This window comes from Streptomyces sp. NPDC050560, assembly GCF_044457285.1.
Taxonomy (GTDB): Bacteria; Actinomycetota; Actinomycetes; order Streptomycetales; family Streptomycetaceae; genus Streptomyces.
The window spans coordinates 23530-38575 of the sequence record NZ_JBITGT010000010.1 but is presented as its reverse complement, the minus strand read 5'-3'; the positions used below and the strand labels follow the sequence as shown (position 1 = coordinate 38575).

11 protein-coding genes are annotated in these 15046 nt (G+C 74.9%); 5 read left to right on the top strand and 6 right to left on the bottom strand.

Translation table 11 applies throughout. The features are described from left to right. Positions 1 to 144: 144 nt before the first annotated feature. Together ACIBIW_RS23290 and ACIBIW_RS23285 are read left to right on the top strand one after the other, a co-directional pair. The gene (locus tag ACIBIW_RS23290) at positions 145 to 1113 is read left to right on the top strand and encodes a glycoside hydrolase family 16 protein (RefSeq protein WP_399338916.1); all 969 of its coding nucleotides are present in this window, start codon (positions 145 to 147) and stop codon (positions 1111 to 1113) included. A 118-nt stretch (positions 1114 to 1231) separates the two neighbouring features. Beyond that, a complete protein-coding gene (locus ACIBIW_RS23285) occupies positions 1232 to 3100 on the top strand; it encodes a family 20 glycosylhydrolase (RefSeq protein WP_399338915.1) in 1869 nt (622 codons plus the stop codon). 72 nt (positions 3101 to 3172) lie between these two features. Here the strand turns inward: ACIBIW_RS23285 and ACIBIW_RS23280 are convergent, their stop codons facing one another. The 6 genes from ACIBIW_RS23280 to ACIBIW_RS23255 all read right to left on the bottom strand — a co-directional run bounded on the left by ACIBIW_RS23280 (position 3173) and on the right by ACIBIW_RS23255 (position 9451). Next, positions 3173 to 4372 carry a lactonase family protein gene (locus ACIBIW_RS23280; protein ID WP_399338914.1) on the bottom strand — a complete coding sequence of 400 codons (1200 nt, stop codon included), beginning with the start codon at positions 4370 to 4372 and terminating at the stop codon, positions 3173 to 3175. 208 nt (positions 4373 to 4580) lie between these two features. Then, positions 4581 to 5645: a glycoside hydrolase family 26 protein gene (locus tag ACIBIW_RS23275; protein WP_399338913.1), complete on the bottom strand. Its 1065-nt coding sequence runs from the start codon at positions 5643 to 5645 to the stop codon at positions 4581 to 4583. Positions 5646 to 5726: 81 nt separating this feature from the next. Further along, positions 5727 to 6794 carry a glycoside hydrolase family 26 protein gene (locus ACIBIW_RS23270; protein WP_399338912.1) on the bottom strand — a complete coding sequence of 356 codons (1068 nt, stop codon included), beginning with the start codon at positions 6792 to 6794 and terminating at the stop codon, positions 5727 to 5729. A gap of 258 nt (positions 6795 to 7052) precedes the next feature. Further along, positions 7053 to 8099, bottom strand: coding sequence for a LacI family DNA-binding transcriptional regulator (locus ACIBIW_RS23265; protein ID WP_399338911.1), 1047 nt, complete (start codon positions 8097 to 8099; stop codon positions 7053 to 7055). A gap of 363 nt (positions 8100 to 8462) precedes the next feature. Beyond that, positions 8463 to 9116 carry a hypothetical protein gene (locus tag ACIBIW_RS23260; protein WP_399338910.1) on the bottom strand — a complete coding sequence of 218 codons (654 nt, stop codon included), beginning with the start codon at positions 9114 to 9116 and terminating at the stop codon, positions 8463 to 8465. Further along, entirely contained in the window at positions 9113 to 9451 is a 339-nt protein-coding gene (locus tag ACIBIW_RS23255) for a hypothetical protein (protein ID WP_399338909.1), read from the bottom strand. The genes ACIBIW_RS23260 and ACIBIW_RS23255 overlap by 4 nt, the downstream gene beginning before the upstream one ends. Positions 9452 to 9715: 264 nt before the next feature. Here ACIBIW_RS23255 and ACIBIW_RS23250 point away from each other — a divergent pair, with 264 nt between their 5' ends. The 3 genes from ACIBIW_RS23250 to ACIBIW_RS23240 are packed head-to-tail and all read left to right on the top strand — an operon-like array spanning position 9716 to position 15011. Continuing rightward, positions 9716 to 13687: a CHAT domain-containing protein gene (locus tag ACIBIW_RS23250; RefSeq protein WP_399338908.1), complete on the top strand. Its 3972-nt coding sequence runs from the start codon at positions 9716 to 9718 to the stop codon at positions 13685 to 13687. Continuing rightward, on the top strand, positions 13684 to 14346 hold the full coding sequence (locus ACIBIW_RS23245; RefSeq protein ID WP_399338907.1) for a hypothetical protein: 663 nt from the start codon (positions 13684 to 13686) through the stop codon (positions 14344 to 14346). The genes ACIBIW_RS23250 and ACIBIW_RS23245 overlap by 4 nt, the downstream gene beginning before the upstream one ends. Further along, the gene (locus ACIBIW_RS23240) at positions 14346 to 15011 is read left to right on the top strand and encodes an RES family NAD+ phosphorylase (RefSeq protein WP_399338906.1); all 666 of its coding nucleotides are present in this window, start codon (positions 14346 to 14348) and stop codon (positions 15009 to 15011) included. Before ACIBIW_RS23245 ends, ACIBIW_RS23240 begins: the two co-directional genes overlap by 1 nt. Positions 15012 to 15046 lie beyond the last annotated feature (35 nt).

Here is a 15046-nt window from a genome sequence, read left to right as displayed (position 1 = left end):
GCGCCCCGCGCGCCGTCGGACCGGCCGGCCGAGGCCGCTCCTGTGCGTCCCGCGTCGCCGCTCCACCCCGCTCCCCGCCACAGCACCGGCGGGGACACCGGAAAACGCGCATCCCCCACCCGCTCACCCCGAAGGAGTGCCGCCATGCATGTCCGTACGACCGGGAGAGGCAGGACCGCCGGAAGCGGGCCGGTCCTCGCGTTCACGGCCGCCGTCGCCGTTCTGGGCCTGACCGCACCGTCCGCGGCGGCCTCCGTCCCCGAGCACCCCGCGCCCAGGGCCGGGAGCTGCGGCCTGCTCTTCGACGACTTCGACTACTCGGGGACCGACGACGGCGCGCTGCGCGACCACGGCTGGGAGGTGCGCGACGGGCAGGGCGGCCCCGGGCCCTCCGGCGCGTACTGGGACGAGGACAACATCTCCTTCCCGACCGTCGACGGGGCCAAGGCCCTCGACCTCCAGCTCATCACCAACGGTGTCGCCGACGACACCACCCAGGCCGAGATCTCGCAGGCGGGCAACCGGTTCCTCGCCGGTACCTATCTGGCGCGCGTCAGATTCTCCGACGCGCCGAGCCAGGGCACCGACGGCGACCGCATCAACCAGACGTTCTTCGCGATCTCGCCCCTCGACCACAACGGGGACCCCACCTACAGCGAACTCGACTTCTCCGAGTACCTGCCCAACGGCGGGTGGGGCTCCGAGACCAGTGTGAACACCCAGACGAGCTGGTACACGACCAGCGACGACGGCTCGTCCAGCGACTCCCAGGAGGCCAGGCAGCCCGGCAGCATGGACGGCTGGCACGACGTCATGGCCACCGTCGCCGACGGACACGTGAAGTACTTCATCGACGGCACCCAGGTCGCCGACCACTCGGGCAAGTACTACCCGCGCCGCGACATGACCATCGACTTCAACCACTGGGTCATCGACCTCGCCTACCACCAGGGCGAGCACTCCAGCGTGTACCACGAGGCCGTGGACTACGTGTACCACGCCAAGAACGCGGCGCAGACGCCCGCGCAGGCCGGGGCCGCCGTGGACGAGTTGCGCTCGGCGGGGGTCGGCTACCGCGACACGGTGGACGCGTCGGACGACTGCACACCGTGAAACCCGGGTCGGCCAGGACCCACGCGTCCGTACCCCCCTGACCCACGGGTCCGGGCCGACCCCACCGCCCGACGCGCCCCGTGCCAGAGAGCCCCGTACCGTCCCAGGAGCCCCAGCAGTGCCCGTCACCCTCTTCCCCGCGCCCCGCGCGATGACCACCGCACCGGGCGGCGCCGCGCTCGACGCGCCGCTGACCGTCACCGTCGACACCGCCGTGCCCGCCCAGGGCTACCGCCTACGCACCGGCCCGGAAGGCGTCACCGTACGCCACCGCGACGCCGCCGGGCTCCGCTATGCCCTCCGGACGCTCGACCAGCTCCGCGGCGCGCCGGAGTACGAGGCCACCGGCTACACCGTCGACGACCACCCCGACTTCGAGCGGCGCGGCTTCCTCCTCGATGTCAGCCGCGACCGCGTCCCCACCCGCCGCACCCTGGAGCGCTGGCTGGAGATCCTCTCCCTGGCCCGCTTCAACCAGTTGGAGCTGTACACGGAGCACACCTACGCCTTCCGCGACCACCAGCCGGTGTGGCGGGACGCGTCGCCGCTCACCGAGGACGACCTGCGCTGGCTCGACGGGCGCTGCGCCGCGCTCGGCATCGAACTCGTCGCGAACCAGAACACGTTCGGCCACATGGAGCGCTTCCTCGCCCACCCGCACTGCGCGCACCGTGCGGAGAACCCCGAGGGCTTCGAACGCGGCGGCGTCCACCGCCCGCCGAGCACCCTCGAACCCACCGCGGACAACGCCGAGTTCGCCCGTAACCTGGTCGCCGAGGTGGCCGGGGTCCTGCGCGGCCGACGTGTGAACATCGGGGCCGACGAGCCCTTCGAGCTGGGCACCGGGCGCTCCCGCGAGCGGGTGCGGCAACAGGGCCTCGGCACGGTCTACTTCGACTACGTCACCGCCGTGCTGCGCCCCTGGCTCGACGCCGGCTACACCGTGGAGTTCTGGGCCGACGTGTTCGCCGAGCACCCCGAGCTGCTCGACCGGGTGCCGCCGGGCGCGGTGGCGGTGGTGTGGCAGTACGACTCACCGGAGCACGTGGCCCGCGTCCTGGACGCCGGTGACGGCGAGGCCGCCGAGGACGGCGTGGATTCCGGCGGCGCCGCTGACACCGGAGGCGCCGGTGGTGCGGAGGCGCGGGCCTGGCGGCTGCGGGGCGCGGATCTGGGGCGGTTGCGCGCCGGGTTCCGCCATGACGCCCGGCTGCTTGCGGGGGCCGGTGTGCCGTACTGGGTGGCGCCCGGGGCCGGGAACTGGAACAGCGTGCTCGGCCGTCTCGACAACGCCGTGGAGAACATGGTGGACGCCGCCGAGGCGGGCCTGGAGCACGGCGCCCTCGGCTATCTGCTCACCTCGTGGGGCGATCACGGCATGTGGGACGCCCCGTCCGTCGCCTTCGGCCCCGCGGTCCTCGGCGGCGCGGTCAGTTGGTGCTGCCGTACGAACCGGGACCTGGACCTCGCCGCCGTCCTCGACACCCACGTCCTGCGGGACGCGGCGGCGCTCATGGGCGGGGTGCTGGTCGAATTGGGCCGTGTCTACCGGATGTTGGGGGTGCCGCTGCTGAACGGCTCGCCCGTCGCCCGCGCCCTGTTCCCGGACGCGGGCCCGCCGCTGCCCGCGCTGCCCGCCCCCGAGGCGCTCGACCACGTCACGGCGGTGCTGGCCGACTGCCGCCGCGAGCTGGCCGCCGCGGACCCTGCGGCCGCCGACGGCGACGTGGTGCGCCGCGAACTCGCCCACGCCGTCGGACTGTCGGAGTTCGCGGTGGACGTCCTGCGCGCCCGTGCCGCGGCCGGTGGCGGCGACGCCGCGGCGATCGCCCCCGACACCGCCCGTGGCCTGCTGCGCCGCCTGGAGCCGCTGCTCGCCGAGCAGCGCGCGTGCTGGCTGCTGCGTGCGCGCCCCGGCGGCCTCGACGACAGCATCCGGAAGATCGACCCGCTCCGCCACGCACTGCTGCGGGCCGCCCACGGCTGACACACGTCGGGTGGTGCCCTCCCCTCTCCGTAGGGAGGGCGCCACCCGCCGCATGGCCAGGTTATACGGTGCTCAGCCGGGGAGGACGCAGACCGCGGCGGTGGCCGCGAAGGGATCGCCGACCGGGGTGAGCGCCCCGCTGCCGGCGTCCCGGGCGAAGGCGGTGACGGTGCCCGAGTTCTGGTTGGCGGCGAACAGCCAGGCGCCGTCGGAGGTGAGGGCGATATGGCGCGGGTAGGCGCCGCCCGCGGGCACGGTGTCGAGGAGTTCGGGCGCGCCCCCGTCGCCGCCGAGGGCGTAGCGGGCGATGCTGTCGTGGCCCCGGTTGGAGACGTACAGGTGGGCCCCGTCAGGGGAGACGACGGGCTCGGCGGGGTAGTTGCGCTCCCCGTCCCCGCCGCCCGGGGGCACGGTCGGCAGCGAGTCGCCCGGGGTGACCTTCCCGGTGTCCCCGTCATAGCCGCAGACCGTGAGGGTGTTGCCCAACTCGTTCGCCACGTACAGGTATTGGCCCGAGGGGTGGAACGTGGCGTGCCGGGGTCCCGCGCCGGGGGTGACGGCGGCGGCGGAGACGGCGGCGAGTTTTCCCGTGCCGGTGTCGAGGCGGTAGGTGTAGACGGTGTCGGTGCCCAGGTCGACGGCGAGCACGAACGCGCCCGCGGGGTCGTTGAGCACCATGTGGGTGTGCGGCCCGCTCTGCCGGTCGGGGTCGGGTCCTGAGCCGGTGTGCTGCACCAGGTCGGTGCGGTCGCCGAGGGAGCCGTCGGCGGCGAGGCTGTGCACCGAGACGCTGCCCGAGCCGTAGTTGGCGCTCAGCAGATGGCCGCCCGCGGCGTGTACGGCCAGGTGGCAGGGGCCGGTGCCGCCGGTGTCCGCGGTGCCGAGGACGGTGAGGCCGTCGTCGGAGGCGGTGAGGGCGGTGACGGAGTCCTCGTTCTCGTCGACGGCGTAGCGCAGGCCGCCCTCCCCCGCGGCCAGGAACGACGGGTCGGGCACGGAGGCCGCGCCCGTGCCGGTCAGGGCCCCGGTGGCGGTGTCGTAGGCCGCGAGGGCGATACCGGGGCCGCCGGAGGAGGTGTAGGTGCCGATGAGCAGCGGGCGGGTGTCCGCCGCCGCGGCTGCGGGGGTCCTCCGGCCCGCTGCGGCGGTGGGGCCTGCCGCGGTGAGGCCGGCCAGGGCGGCGGCTCCCGCGGCGCCGAGCAGGAGCCGCCGGGTCAGCGGGGCTCCGGGCGGCGCCGGGGCGTCGGGGTGGGCGTGGCGTTCGTCGGTCACGGGCGTCCTTCCTGTGGGGCGCAGACGCGTGCGGCGCTGCGGTGCGCGCCGCGGGTGCGGGTGCGGGTCCACCGCGCGGCGCCGGGTGCCGCGCGGTGGGGCGCGCGACGGACGCGTTGGCGGAGACCGCTCCCCGCAACCGTGCCCGCACTCCCCCGCTCCGATCAAGACAGCGTGGCCGACGGGATCGCGGGCCGGGTGGCGGGTGTCAGGGGCGGGGTCCCGCGGTGCCGTCCGTGGGGATGTGGAACTCGCCGCGGCTGAGGACGCGTCCGTCGTAGTAGCCCGATTTCACCGAGTCGTTGGAGTTGTACGCGGGGTTGGTGAGGTAGTCGAGCCATACGTTCCAGTAGACCCATCTCGGCTGGGCGGTGAGCTGGTCCGGCTGGGGGACGCTGCCGACCTCGGCGAGCGCCATGGGCTTGTCGCCCGCGATGTCCGACAGCGCCCGGTACCAGTCGTCGCCCGCGAACCTGTCGTTCCAGACGTCGAGTCCGACGACGTCCACGTAGTCGTCGCCCGGGTAGTAGTCGGCGGCCTGGGAGGCGCCGCCCGCGACGTCCTTGAGGGCCCACACCCAGACGATGTTGTCGAGGCCCTTGGACTCCAGGTAGTCGTGGGTGAGCCGGAACAGCGCCGCGCTGCCGTCCTGCCCGGCCCTGCCGCCCCACCACGCCCAGCCCTCGTTCATCTCGTGCTGCGGCCGGAACAGGACGGGGATGCCGGCGTCCTTCAACTGCTGGAAGCAGGGCACGAACTGGTCGAGCTTGCGCAGGTAGTCGGTGTTCAGCGCGGTGCCGTCGGTGAGCACGTCATGCCACTCGTCGTCCGCGAGGTGGCTGCCCTTGACCGGGTCGGAGCCGCCCTCGAAGTCGCAGGTGGCCACGTCGGGGCGGCAGGCGTGCATCATCAGCCCCGGCAGGGCGCCCGCCGCCCACTCGCCCTCGGCCTCGTCGATGACGGTCTGCCGGTTGTCGATGTCGTTCTGGCTGAAGCCGAAGTCGCCGTTCCAGACGCCGGGGTACTTCCCGGTGATGTCGTGGACCTTGTTGATCCAGGCGGCGGGGTCGCTGTTGGCGCCGCCCTGCTGCCCGGAGAGCACCTTGCTGCCCGTCAGGCTGCTCAGGTACGCGATCTCGTCCGCGGCGGTGACGCCCTGGCCGCCGGGCGGGTCGGCGGCGGCGCTGCCGCCGGTGAGGGTGAGCGCGGTGCCGGTGAGTGCGGCAGCGGCGACGGCGGCGAGCAGCGGCCGGATTCTGGCGCGTGGGGACATGGGGGTGCCTCTCGTGGGGGGGGATGTGGGGGATGCCGGCTGGGGGGTCGCGGCTTCGCGGGCGGGTGGGGCGGTGGCCGGTCAGCGCGCTGCCGTCGGGTGGGCCGTGTCGTGGGCGGGCGCTGCGGAGGGGACCTGGACGTCGCCCTGGCTGAGGACGCGGGGGTCGCCGAAGGTGGCCTGGAGGCCGGAGGCGGAGTTGGCGGAGGTGAGGTAGTCGGCCCAGATCATGAACCAGGTCCACCGGGGCTGCGCGGCCAACTGCGAAGGCGAGGGCGCGGTGCCGACCTCGGCCAGCGAGACGGGCTTGCCGTGTGCCACGTCGAGCAGCGCCCGGTACCAGTCGTCCGTGGGAAAGCCCTTGTTCCACGGGTCGAGGCTGGCGACGTCGACGTAGTCGTCGCCCGGGTAGAAGTCGGCCACGCCCGAGGAGCCGCCTGCCGCGTCGGTGTCCTTGACGTTCCACACCCAGACGATGTTGTCGAGGCCCTTGGACTCCAGGTAGTCGTGGGTGAGCCGGAACAGCGCCGCGCTGCCGTCCTGCCCGGCCCTGCCGCCCCACCACGCCCAGCCCTCGTTCATCTCGTGCAGCGGCCGGAACAGGACGGGGACCCCGGCGTCCTTCAACTGCTGGAAGTACGGGACCGCGGTGTCCAGCTTGGCCTTGTAGTCGCTGTTCATCCGGGTGCCGTCGGTGAGGAGTTCGCGCCACTCGTCGTCGGAGAGACTGCTGCCGTTCACGCCTCCGTCGAACTCGCAGGTGGCCACGTCGGGGCGGCACATGTGCCAGGTGAGGTTGACCAGTGAGCCGTTGCCCCACTCGGTCTTCGCCTGGTCGGTCATCGTCTGGCGGTCGGCGATGTCGTCGGCCCTGAAGCCGAGTTCGCCGCCCCACAGGCCGGGCCATCGCCCGGTGATGTCGTGGGCCTGGGCGGTGTACTGCGAGGGGTTGTTCAGCGGTTCCTTGTTGTGGACGCCGCTGACGACGTGGTTTCCGTCGATCTGGCGCAGGTAGTCGACGACGGACGCGGGCGTGGCCGCCGGTGCCGCCGCGGCCGGGGCCGGGGCGGCGGTGAGCCACGCGGCGGCGGCCAGCGGCAGCGAGACGAACGCCGCCAGGGTCTTGCCGATGGGGGTCTGCGGTTTCACGGGAACCCTCTCATGGTGCGTCACATGGGGGTGGAACGTTGCAGGTTGTTCCGTGTCGGACCAGGGGAGGCCATGGGGCCGCGGTGGGGGTGCGGCGCGCAAAGGCCGACGTCTGGAAGCTAGAACTCGGCCATGGCCATGTCAATGGATGGGGCGCGGCGAGACTAAAACGTACCAGTAAAACGGGTCCCGTACGGCCGCCGATGGCGCGGGGACGGGGCGGCGGAAACCCGGCGGCGGGGCAGGTCTTGGCCCGGGTCAGCGCAGCTCGGGCGCGGGCGGTGCCGTGGAGCCGCGGGGGACAAGTCCTGGCACCTCGACCGCGTGCGAGGTCGCCTCGCGTCCCGCCATCACGTCGAAGAGGGTTTCGGCCACGTCGGCGCCGAAGGAGAAGATGTCGTGCCGCATGGCCGAGAGGGTGGGCCTGGTCAACTGGCAGAGCTGGGAGTCGTCCCAGGCCAGCAGGGACAGGTCGCGCGGTACGGAGAGGCCGAACTCGGCGGCGACGCCGAGCGCGGTGACGGCCATGATGTCGTTGTCGAAGACGATCGCGGTGGGCCGCTCGGTCGACAGCAGCAGGGTGCGGCAGGCGCGTGCGCCCTGGTCGGCGGAGAAGTCGGCCACCGCGGTCCCGGCGGTGAGGCCGAGTTCGCGTGCGGTGTCGGTGAACGCCCGGGTCCTGATGGCGCTGTGGCCGAGTTCCGCCGGTCCGCTGACCCGGGCGACCCGGCGGTGCCCGAGGGCCGCGAGATAGCGCACGGCCTCCACGGTGGCGGCCGCGTCGTCGGTCCAGACCGAGGTGAAGGGGCCGGTCAGCGAGGGGTGTCCGACCGCGACGGCGGGCAGGCCGACGGCGGAGAGCGCGGGCACGCGCGGGTCGTCGACGCGCAGATCGACGAGGATGCTGCCGCCCACCCGGCCGCCCTGCCACCACTCGCGGTGCACCTCGGTCTCCTCCGCCGGCTCCACGAGCCGCAGCAGCAGGGAGCAGGAGCGGCGGCTGAGGACGCTCTCGATGCCGGAGATGAACTCCATGTAGAACGGTTCGAGCCCGAGCATGCGGGCCGGGCGGGCAATGGCGAGTCCCACGGTGTGGGCGGTGCCGCCCGACAGCGACTGCGCGGCCTGGTTGGGGCTCCAGCCCAGCTCACGCGCGGCGTCGAGGATGCGCTGCTTGGTCTTCGCCGAGACCCCGGGCTTGCCGTGCACGGCGAGGGTGACGGCCGAGGGTGACACGCCCGCGAGCCTGGCCACGTCCTTGATCGTGGCCTTGCGCCCGCCCCCCGGCGCCGTCGTCCGCACCACAAGCCCGCCCGCCTTCGTTCCGCCGCCGTACGCCCCGGGCCCGCCGTGCGGCGGTGGAGCGTACGAGTACCAGGAGGCATCACCCTACCCGCCCGCCGGAGGAGGCCCGCCGGGACCGAGGGAGACCTCGGTACGCCGCCTTCCGCCCAGCCTACTTGAACGTTTTATACGGCAGCAGGGCCCGGGGTTCCGGGGCCCGTTCGGCCCGCGCGCCCACGCGTGTCGGGCAGCGCGGTGAGGTGCGACACGCCGGTGCCGCCGAGTATGCCCTGCGTGCCGCGGGGACCGGTGCCGGGCGGGTGCCGGTGGCGGGCGACCGCTCGCGGTGAGCAGCCGGAAGGGCCGGTCGCGGGGCGGGCCGCCCTACCCGTCCGGGCCCCCGGGGCACGCGGCGGCCGCGGTCACCTCCTCGGCGTCAACGAGGCGTACCGTGACGTCGCCCGAGGCGGTCCGCAGCAGCAGGCGCGCGCCGTCCGTCCGTACGGAGGTGGCGCACAGCACGCCCGAGGGGGTGCGCACCAGGACGCGGGGGCCCTCGTCCCCCGGGCCGTACCAGGTCAGCGCCACCCCCGCCACGAGCATCGCCCCGCAGGCGATGGTGAGCGCCACGCCGCGGGCGAGGGCCCGTGCCGTGCGGCGGGTCTCCATGTGGTCGCCGAGGCGTACCGCGAGGGCCCCGGCGGGCGGTCCCGTGGGCAGGCGGCGGGCGGCCGGGGCCCCGTGCGCGGCCCGCAGCAGGAGCAGCGCGCCCGACGTGCCCAGGACCAGACACAGCGACAGCGCGCCGCCCACCAGGGCGTCATAGGGCGACGCCAGGCCGCCGACGTCGGTACGGCCCCTGACCAGGCCGAAGCTGAGGAGTCCCACGAAGAGCCCGGCCAGCCCGTTGCGCCAGGCGAGGGCCGCGGCCCTGGCCCTGGCCAGCTCGCCCGCGAGGAGTCTTCTGGCGGCCCGGCCCGCCTCGCGGTCCGCGGGCGTCCCCGAGGGGCCGGGGCCGACCCGGTAGCGCGGGGTCACCCCGGCCCCCGTCCCGTGACGCGCTCCACGACGACGTTCCAGTAGGCGCCGCATCCCTTCTCGTCGGCGGGGCGCCCCGGGTGCCGTGTCCCGCACTCGCAGAGCACCGGTACGTACGCCCGTGGGCCGCGGCGGCGCGGTGAGCGGAAGACGCGGTCGGTGTGCGTGCAGGAGAACGCGCATCCGCACCGGGGGCACCTGCCGTGCAGCACGACGAGACCCACGTCGACACCCTCGACGCGCAGCCCTGCCGTGTAGCGCGCCGCGTAGTCGTCCCCCGAGGTCTCCAGATACGCGACCGGGGCGCCATCGGGCGCCGGTGCCCCCTGTGTCACCGCGCCCTCCCCCGCTTCGCGCCTGACGGACCATCCAGCATGCCGACTCCGGCGCACGCGCCGCCACGCCGGACCGGGCGGAAACCGGTCAGAAACCGGGCGTGGTCCGGGCACGTTGCCGCAAAGGCGACCGGAGGCACGGCCACATGCCCGGGAAACCGGGCACCATGGCGAAAGCCGGAAGAACAGGGCAGGGTGCTGCGGAGAACGGAAGGGCACGGAAGAGCACGAAGGGTGCGAAGAGGGGGACGGGGGCGATCGGGGATGGCTGGGGACGGGGACGTACCTGCGCAGGAGCGTGCCGCCAAGGTGCTGGCGCGGGCGGCCGGGTTCCGCGTGCCGTTCGATCCGGGCCAGTACGAGGGGCCGCGGGGCACGGAGTTGGACACGCTGACGGACGAACTCGACACTGTGCTGGGCGCACTGGGCGGTTCGCGGGGCAGAACGGGCGGACTCGACGACGGCTCGCGGGACCGGCCTGATGGTTCACCGGGCGCGGTGGGCGCGGTGGGTGCGGCGGCGGGCGCCGCGGGGAGCGGTGCGGCGGCGGTCGTCGCGGCCCGGCTCGGCAGATGTGTGGCCACCAGGTTCGTCCTGGCGGGCGCGGCCGCCGACCGGGAGAGGGCGCTGCGGCTGCTGGAGGAGGCCCGTGCGTCTCACCTGCTTGACGGCGAGGAGCGGGAGGCGGCGCGCCGGGACCTCGTGGCCATGCTCGGCTCCCGGTTCGTCCTGGTGGAGCGCGAGTACGGGCAGGGGGGCGAGTGGCCGCTCGACCGCTTCAGGTCCGCGCTGGCGCTCGGCAGGCCCCTGGAGGCGGGCGGCTCCGGCATCGTCGAGGACACCGAGCTGGTCGTACGCCTGCTGCTCGAACGTCGGCAGGACGGCATGTCCGCCGAGGAGCACGCCAGCCTGAGCGCCCTTGGCGAGTTGGCGGGGACGCTGCTGAAGGGCGACATCGGGGCGTTCGTGGCGGGTGCCAGGCGCATCGCCTCGTCCATGCCGCCGGAGGCAGGACCGCTGCGGGCCCTGGTCCCCCAGATGGTCACGATGCTGGAGGAGGGCATCGCGGCGCAGCCGCCCGGGGCCGGGGAGACCGGCCACGCCTGGCCGTACGAGCCCGAGACGCCCGAGGAGGCACGCCAGACCCTGACGCAGCTCGCGGCCCTGGCGGAGGTGGCGGTGCCCGGCAGCCTCACCCCGGAGGACCTGCCGAGGCTCGTCGCCGAACTGGCGGGAGCGGAGGGCGGCGCTGCCGAGGAGCAGGGGCGCACCCCGGTGTCGTCCCGGATGGTCGCCGCCCAGTTCCACACCGCACTCGCCGTCCGTACCGGGGACATGGACGGGTTCCGGGAGTCGCTGCGGCTGATGCACGAGGCGTCGGCCGACGGGGAACTCGACGGCGGCTTCTACGGCGACTGGCTGCGCACCGTCGTGCCCCAACTGCTCATCGGGGCGTTCGTCACCGGGGGGAGCCTCCAGCACCACGACCTGGCGAGGGTGCTGCTGGAGGACGAGTGGGAGGAGGTGCCCGACGGCACCACCGCGGCCACCCTGCGCATGCTCTGGGAGATCGTCCGGCTGCACATGGCGTTCGAGTCCGCCCTGGACGACCACGACGACGCGGCGCTCGAAGACCTCACCGGGGCGCTGTGCGAACTGGAGGTGGACGAAGGCTTCGACGCCGCCGAGGAGTGGACACACGCCCCGCTGGGGTTCCTGCTCGGCAGCGCCTGTCTGGCCCGCGTCGTGCTCGCCCCGCCAGGGGAGGGCAGGACGGACCTGCTGCGCGCCGCCACCCACCACTTCGCACGGACCCTGGACACACCGGTGGAGCTGCCGGCGCTCCGGCACTTCCTCGACACCGCCTGGGCTCCCCTGCTCGCCATGACCGCGATTTTGGAGTCCGACCCGGGACGCATCGCCGAAGGCGTCAGACGCAGCCGGGAGGCGCTGGAGAGCCCCGGTTTCAGCTCGGACTTCAGGTCCAGGGCGCGCAGCGGTGTCGCCATCGCCCTGCACACCCTGCACGGGCTCACCGGTGAGCCCGGGCCGCTCGACGAGGCCGTCTCGGAGATGGAGCGGGCCCTCGCGGAGCTGCCGTCCGGCGTGCCGGGAGGCGCCGGGCTCACCTGGGACCTGGCGGCGCTGCGCGCCGAGCGTGCCGCGCCGCGGGGCGACACGCCCGACGGTGGCGAGCTGTGCGCCGCGGTGGAGTCGGCCCGTGACTCCCTGCGGCTCGCCGCCGAGGACGTGCTGCTCCAGCAGGGGGTGGGGCGCGGGCTGCGGGTCGCGCGAACCGCGGCCGAGCGGGGCCGTAGAGCCGCCTTCTGGGCACTGCGCGCGGGACGCGCCGAGGACGCGATCGCCTGCCTTGAGGCGGGCCGCTCCCTGGTGCTGGGCGCCGCGGCCGTGTCGGCGGACGTGGCGGACCGGCTGGCGGCCCTGGGCGAGGGCGAGTTGGCGAAGCGGTGGCGTGACGGCCCCTCCGGCGGCGCCTTGGACCCGGTCGGCGGACTCTCCCCGCTGGAACTGGTGGCGGCGGCGAGCGCGGAGACCGACGGGCCTCCCGCCGATCCGGCGCGGCGCTCCCCGCTCGAACTGCTCGCCACACAGGAAAGGACGGCCCCCGGTCTCCCGGGCGACCTGCGGCGCCGCTCGCTGGACGCGTTACGCGGCGACGGCGCCGACCTGGCCCCCGCGCCCGTCCCCGTGGCCGAACTCCGCGCCGGACTGCGGGAGTCGGCGGCTGACGCGCTGCTGTACCTGGTGCCCGGTGTCGAGGAGGGCGACGGCGCCGTGGTGGCCGTCACGCCCGGGGGCCCGGTACGCGTGGTCCACCTGCCGGTACTCGCGCCCGCGGGGCGCGCGCCGGTCGCGGAGTACCTGGCGGCGGGCGCCGACCTCCAGCGTCTGCGGGACGGTGACGGGGACGCGGGCGGTGACGGTGTGAACCCGAGGGAGGACCGGCGGGCCGAACGGCGCTGGCTGCGCGCCCTGGACGGGATGTGCGCCTGGGCGGGCGACGTGCTCGGGCCCGCGCTGGACGGGCTCGGCGTGTGGCAGCGGGCGGACCGCGGCGGCGCCTGCTCCCCCGTCACCACCGGTGCCGGTGTCCACGCCCATGGCCATGCCGGTGGTGCCGGTGCCGGCACTCATGCCGCTGCCGGTGGCGCCCTCGTACCGGATGTGCCGGGCACGCCGAGTGTGCCGGGCACGCCAGGCATGTCGGGCGTGGCGGGCGTGCCGGGCGTGGCGGGCGTGCCGGGCGTGGCGGGCGTGCCGGGCGTGGCGGGCGTGCCGGAAGGCGCCGACGCTCTGCGGCTTGTGCTGGTGCCCTGCGGTGACCTGGGTGTCGTGCCCTGGCCCGCGGCCGTGCTCACACCGCCCGCCTGGCACCATGCGCCGGGTCCGACGCGGGCGTGTGACGTCGCCGTCGTCGCCCATGCCGCCTCCGGCAGGGAGTTCCTGCGGGCCGCGGCGCGGCGGCGGCTTGAGCCCGCCGGGCGGCCCGCGCTGGTGTACCACGCCGTGGACGACCTGGAGTGGGCCGAGGAGGAGATCGACACCCTGGAGGCCGTGCTCTACCCGGGGGCGGTCGTCCACCGGCCCGACGGCGCGCCCGCCACCCCCGACACCGTGCTCGCCCTGCTGGGCGGCGGGCCGGCCGCCCCCGCCTCGCTCGTCCACCTCGCCTGCCACGGGGTCGCGGGGCCCGACCCGACACGGTCCGCACTCCACCTGGCCGCGCCCGACACGCCCGGACGGACCGGCAGCGGCGGGCAGCTCACCCTGAGCACCCTGCTCGAAGCGCCCGCGGAGGGCGACGCGTTCCGGGCCGCGGGGCCGCTGGTCGTGTGCGGCGGCTGCGAGACCGACCTGACCACCCGCGACCACGACGAGGCGCTGACCGTGACCTCCGTGATGGTGCACCGGCTGGCCGCCGACGCCATCGGCACCCGGTGGCGGGTGGACGACCAGTCGTCCGAGATCATGATGCTCGTCCTGCACGACGCGCTCTCCCGGGGGCTCGCCCCACCGGACGCGCTGCGCGCCGCCCAGCGCTGGATGCTCACCGCACCGGAAGAACGGGCGCACGTCCCCGCCCTGCGCGGCCTGCGGGCCAGACGGCTTTCGCAGGACTTCCGCGACCGGCCCGACATCTGGGCGGCGTTCGTCCACCACGGCAACCCCGCACCGGCGGCACCCGCCGCCACGCCCGAAGGAGAGCGCGCATGACCTCGCAGGAGCTGCTCGGGCTGCTCACCTACCACTGGACCACGGTCGTCACCGAACTCGACGCGGACGACCTCGCCGATCTCACGGCCACCCTGCGGGAGATGAGGGAGGCGGCGGCCGACCCCGCCGCCGTGGCGCGCGCGATGCGCCGGCTGAAGCGGACCCTGTCCGCGCTGCCGCCGGGGCACCCCGTGTCCGAGGCGCTGGGCGGCCACCGCTACGCCGGGGCCCCCGGCGAGCTGCCGGGCCCCGCGGCGGTCGACGCGGTGCTCGACGTGCTCGGCGCCCCGCCGCCCGACCCCGGTGAACTGCTGCGCAGGGCGCGAGAGCGCATCCTCGCCGTCCCGGCGCTCTCCGAGGAGGAACACACCGCGCTCCGGGGCGGCCAGGGCCCGCCGCCCGCCGGGCTGATCCGGCTGCGCGACCCGGAACGCGGCGTGCGCTACCCCCGCTTCCAGTTCGCGGCGGGCACCGCGGAGCCGCTGCCCGTCGTGCTGCGGATCAACGGGCTCCTGCGCGCCGACCTCGACCCGTGGGGCGCCGCCGACTGGTGGCTCGGCGCCAACCGCTGGCTGGGCGGCGCCCCCGCCGCGCTGCTCGGCGTGCTGCCCGAGGGGGAGTTGGAGCGCGCCGCGGCGGAACTCGTGGGAGCCCCCTGATGGCGGGTCAACTGCCGCCCACAGTCGCGATGGAGCCGCTGCTGACGGTCCTGCCCCCGGGCACCGAGCTGTGGCGCTGCCACGAACACCGTTACGAGGCGGGGGCGTTCAACCCGAACGTCGCGCACGAGTTCTTCAAGGGCAGCCGCTTCGACCCGACGGGCAAGGACCCGTACCCGTATCTCTACGCGGCCCTCGACCCGGTCACCGCGCTGAGCGAAGTGCTGCTGCGGTCGGTCGAGTTCGGCGTCGGCGGGGTGCGGCAGATCCCGTGGGCGCAGGCGTCGCGCTACACCCTGTCCACGGTGCGCACCACGGCGGAGCTGTGCCTGGTGGACCTCACCACCGCGGAGGGGCTGGCCGCCGTGTGGCAGGACCACTGGCTGATCGACACCGAGGAGTACGCGGGCACCCGGTACTGGGTGCGCATCATCCGGGAGCGCTGCCCCCGGGCGCAGGGCCTGTGGTGGACGTCGAAGCGCTGCCGTCCGCGCCCCGCGCTCCAGCTCTTCGGGGACCGCTGCCCGCCCGTGCCCCTCGCCCCCGGGACGCGGGAGGGCCTGCGGCTCGGGTCGGCGGAGGATGCGCGCGCCGTCAACAGGCTGCTCGCGCCGCTGCACGCGGTCATCTCCGTACCGGAGGTACGGGACGGGCCCGGCGGGTGAGCGGGGGCGGGCAGCGCGGAGCCGCCCGGCGCGCG

Coding starts and splice junctions, on each gene's coding strand:
- ACIBIW_RS23290 (WP_399338916.1), top strand. CDS start 145: ATGCATGTCCGTACGACCGGGAGAGGCAGGACCGCCGGAAGCGGGCCG.
- ACIBIW_RS23275 (WP_399338913.1), bottom strand. CDS start 5,645: ATGTCCCCACGCGCCAGAATCCGGCCGCTGCTCGCCGCCGTCGCCGCT.
- ACIBIW_RS23250 (WP_399338908.1), top strand. CDS start 9,716: ATGGCTGGGGACGGGGACGTACCTGCGCAGGAGCGTGCCGCCAAGGTG.
- ACIBIW_RS23245 (WP_399338907.1), top strand. CDS start 13,684: ATGACCTCGCAGGAGCTGCTCGGGCTGCTCACCTACCACTGGACCACG.
- ACIBIW_RS23240 (WP_399338906.1), top strand. CDS start 14,346: ATGGCGGGTCAACTGCCGCCCACAGTCGCGATGGAGCCGCTGCTGACG.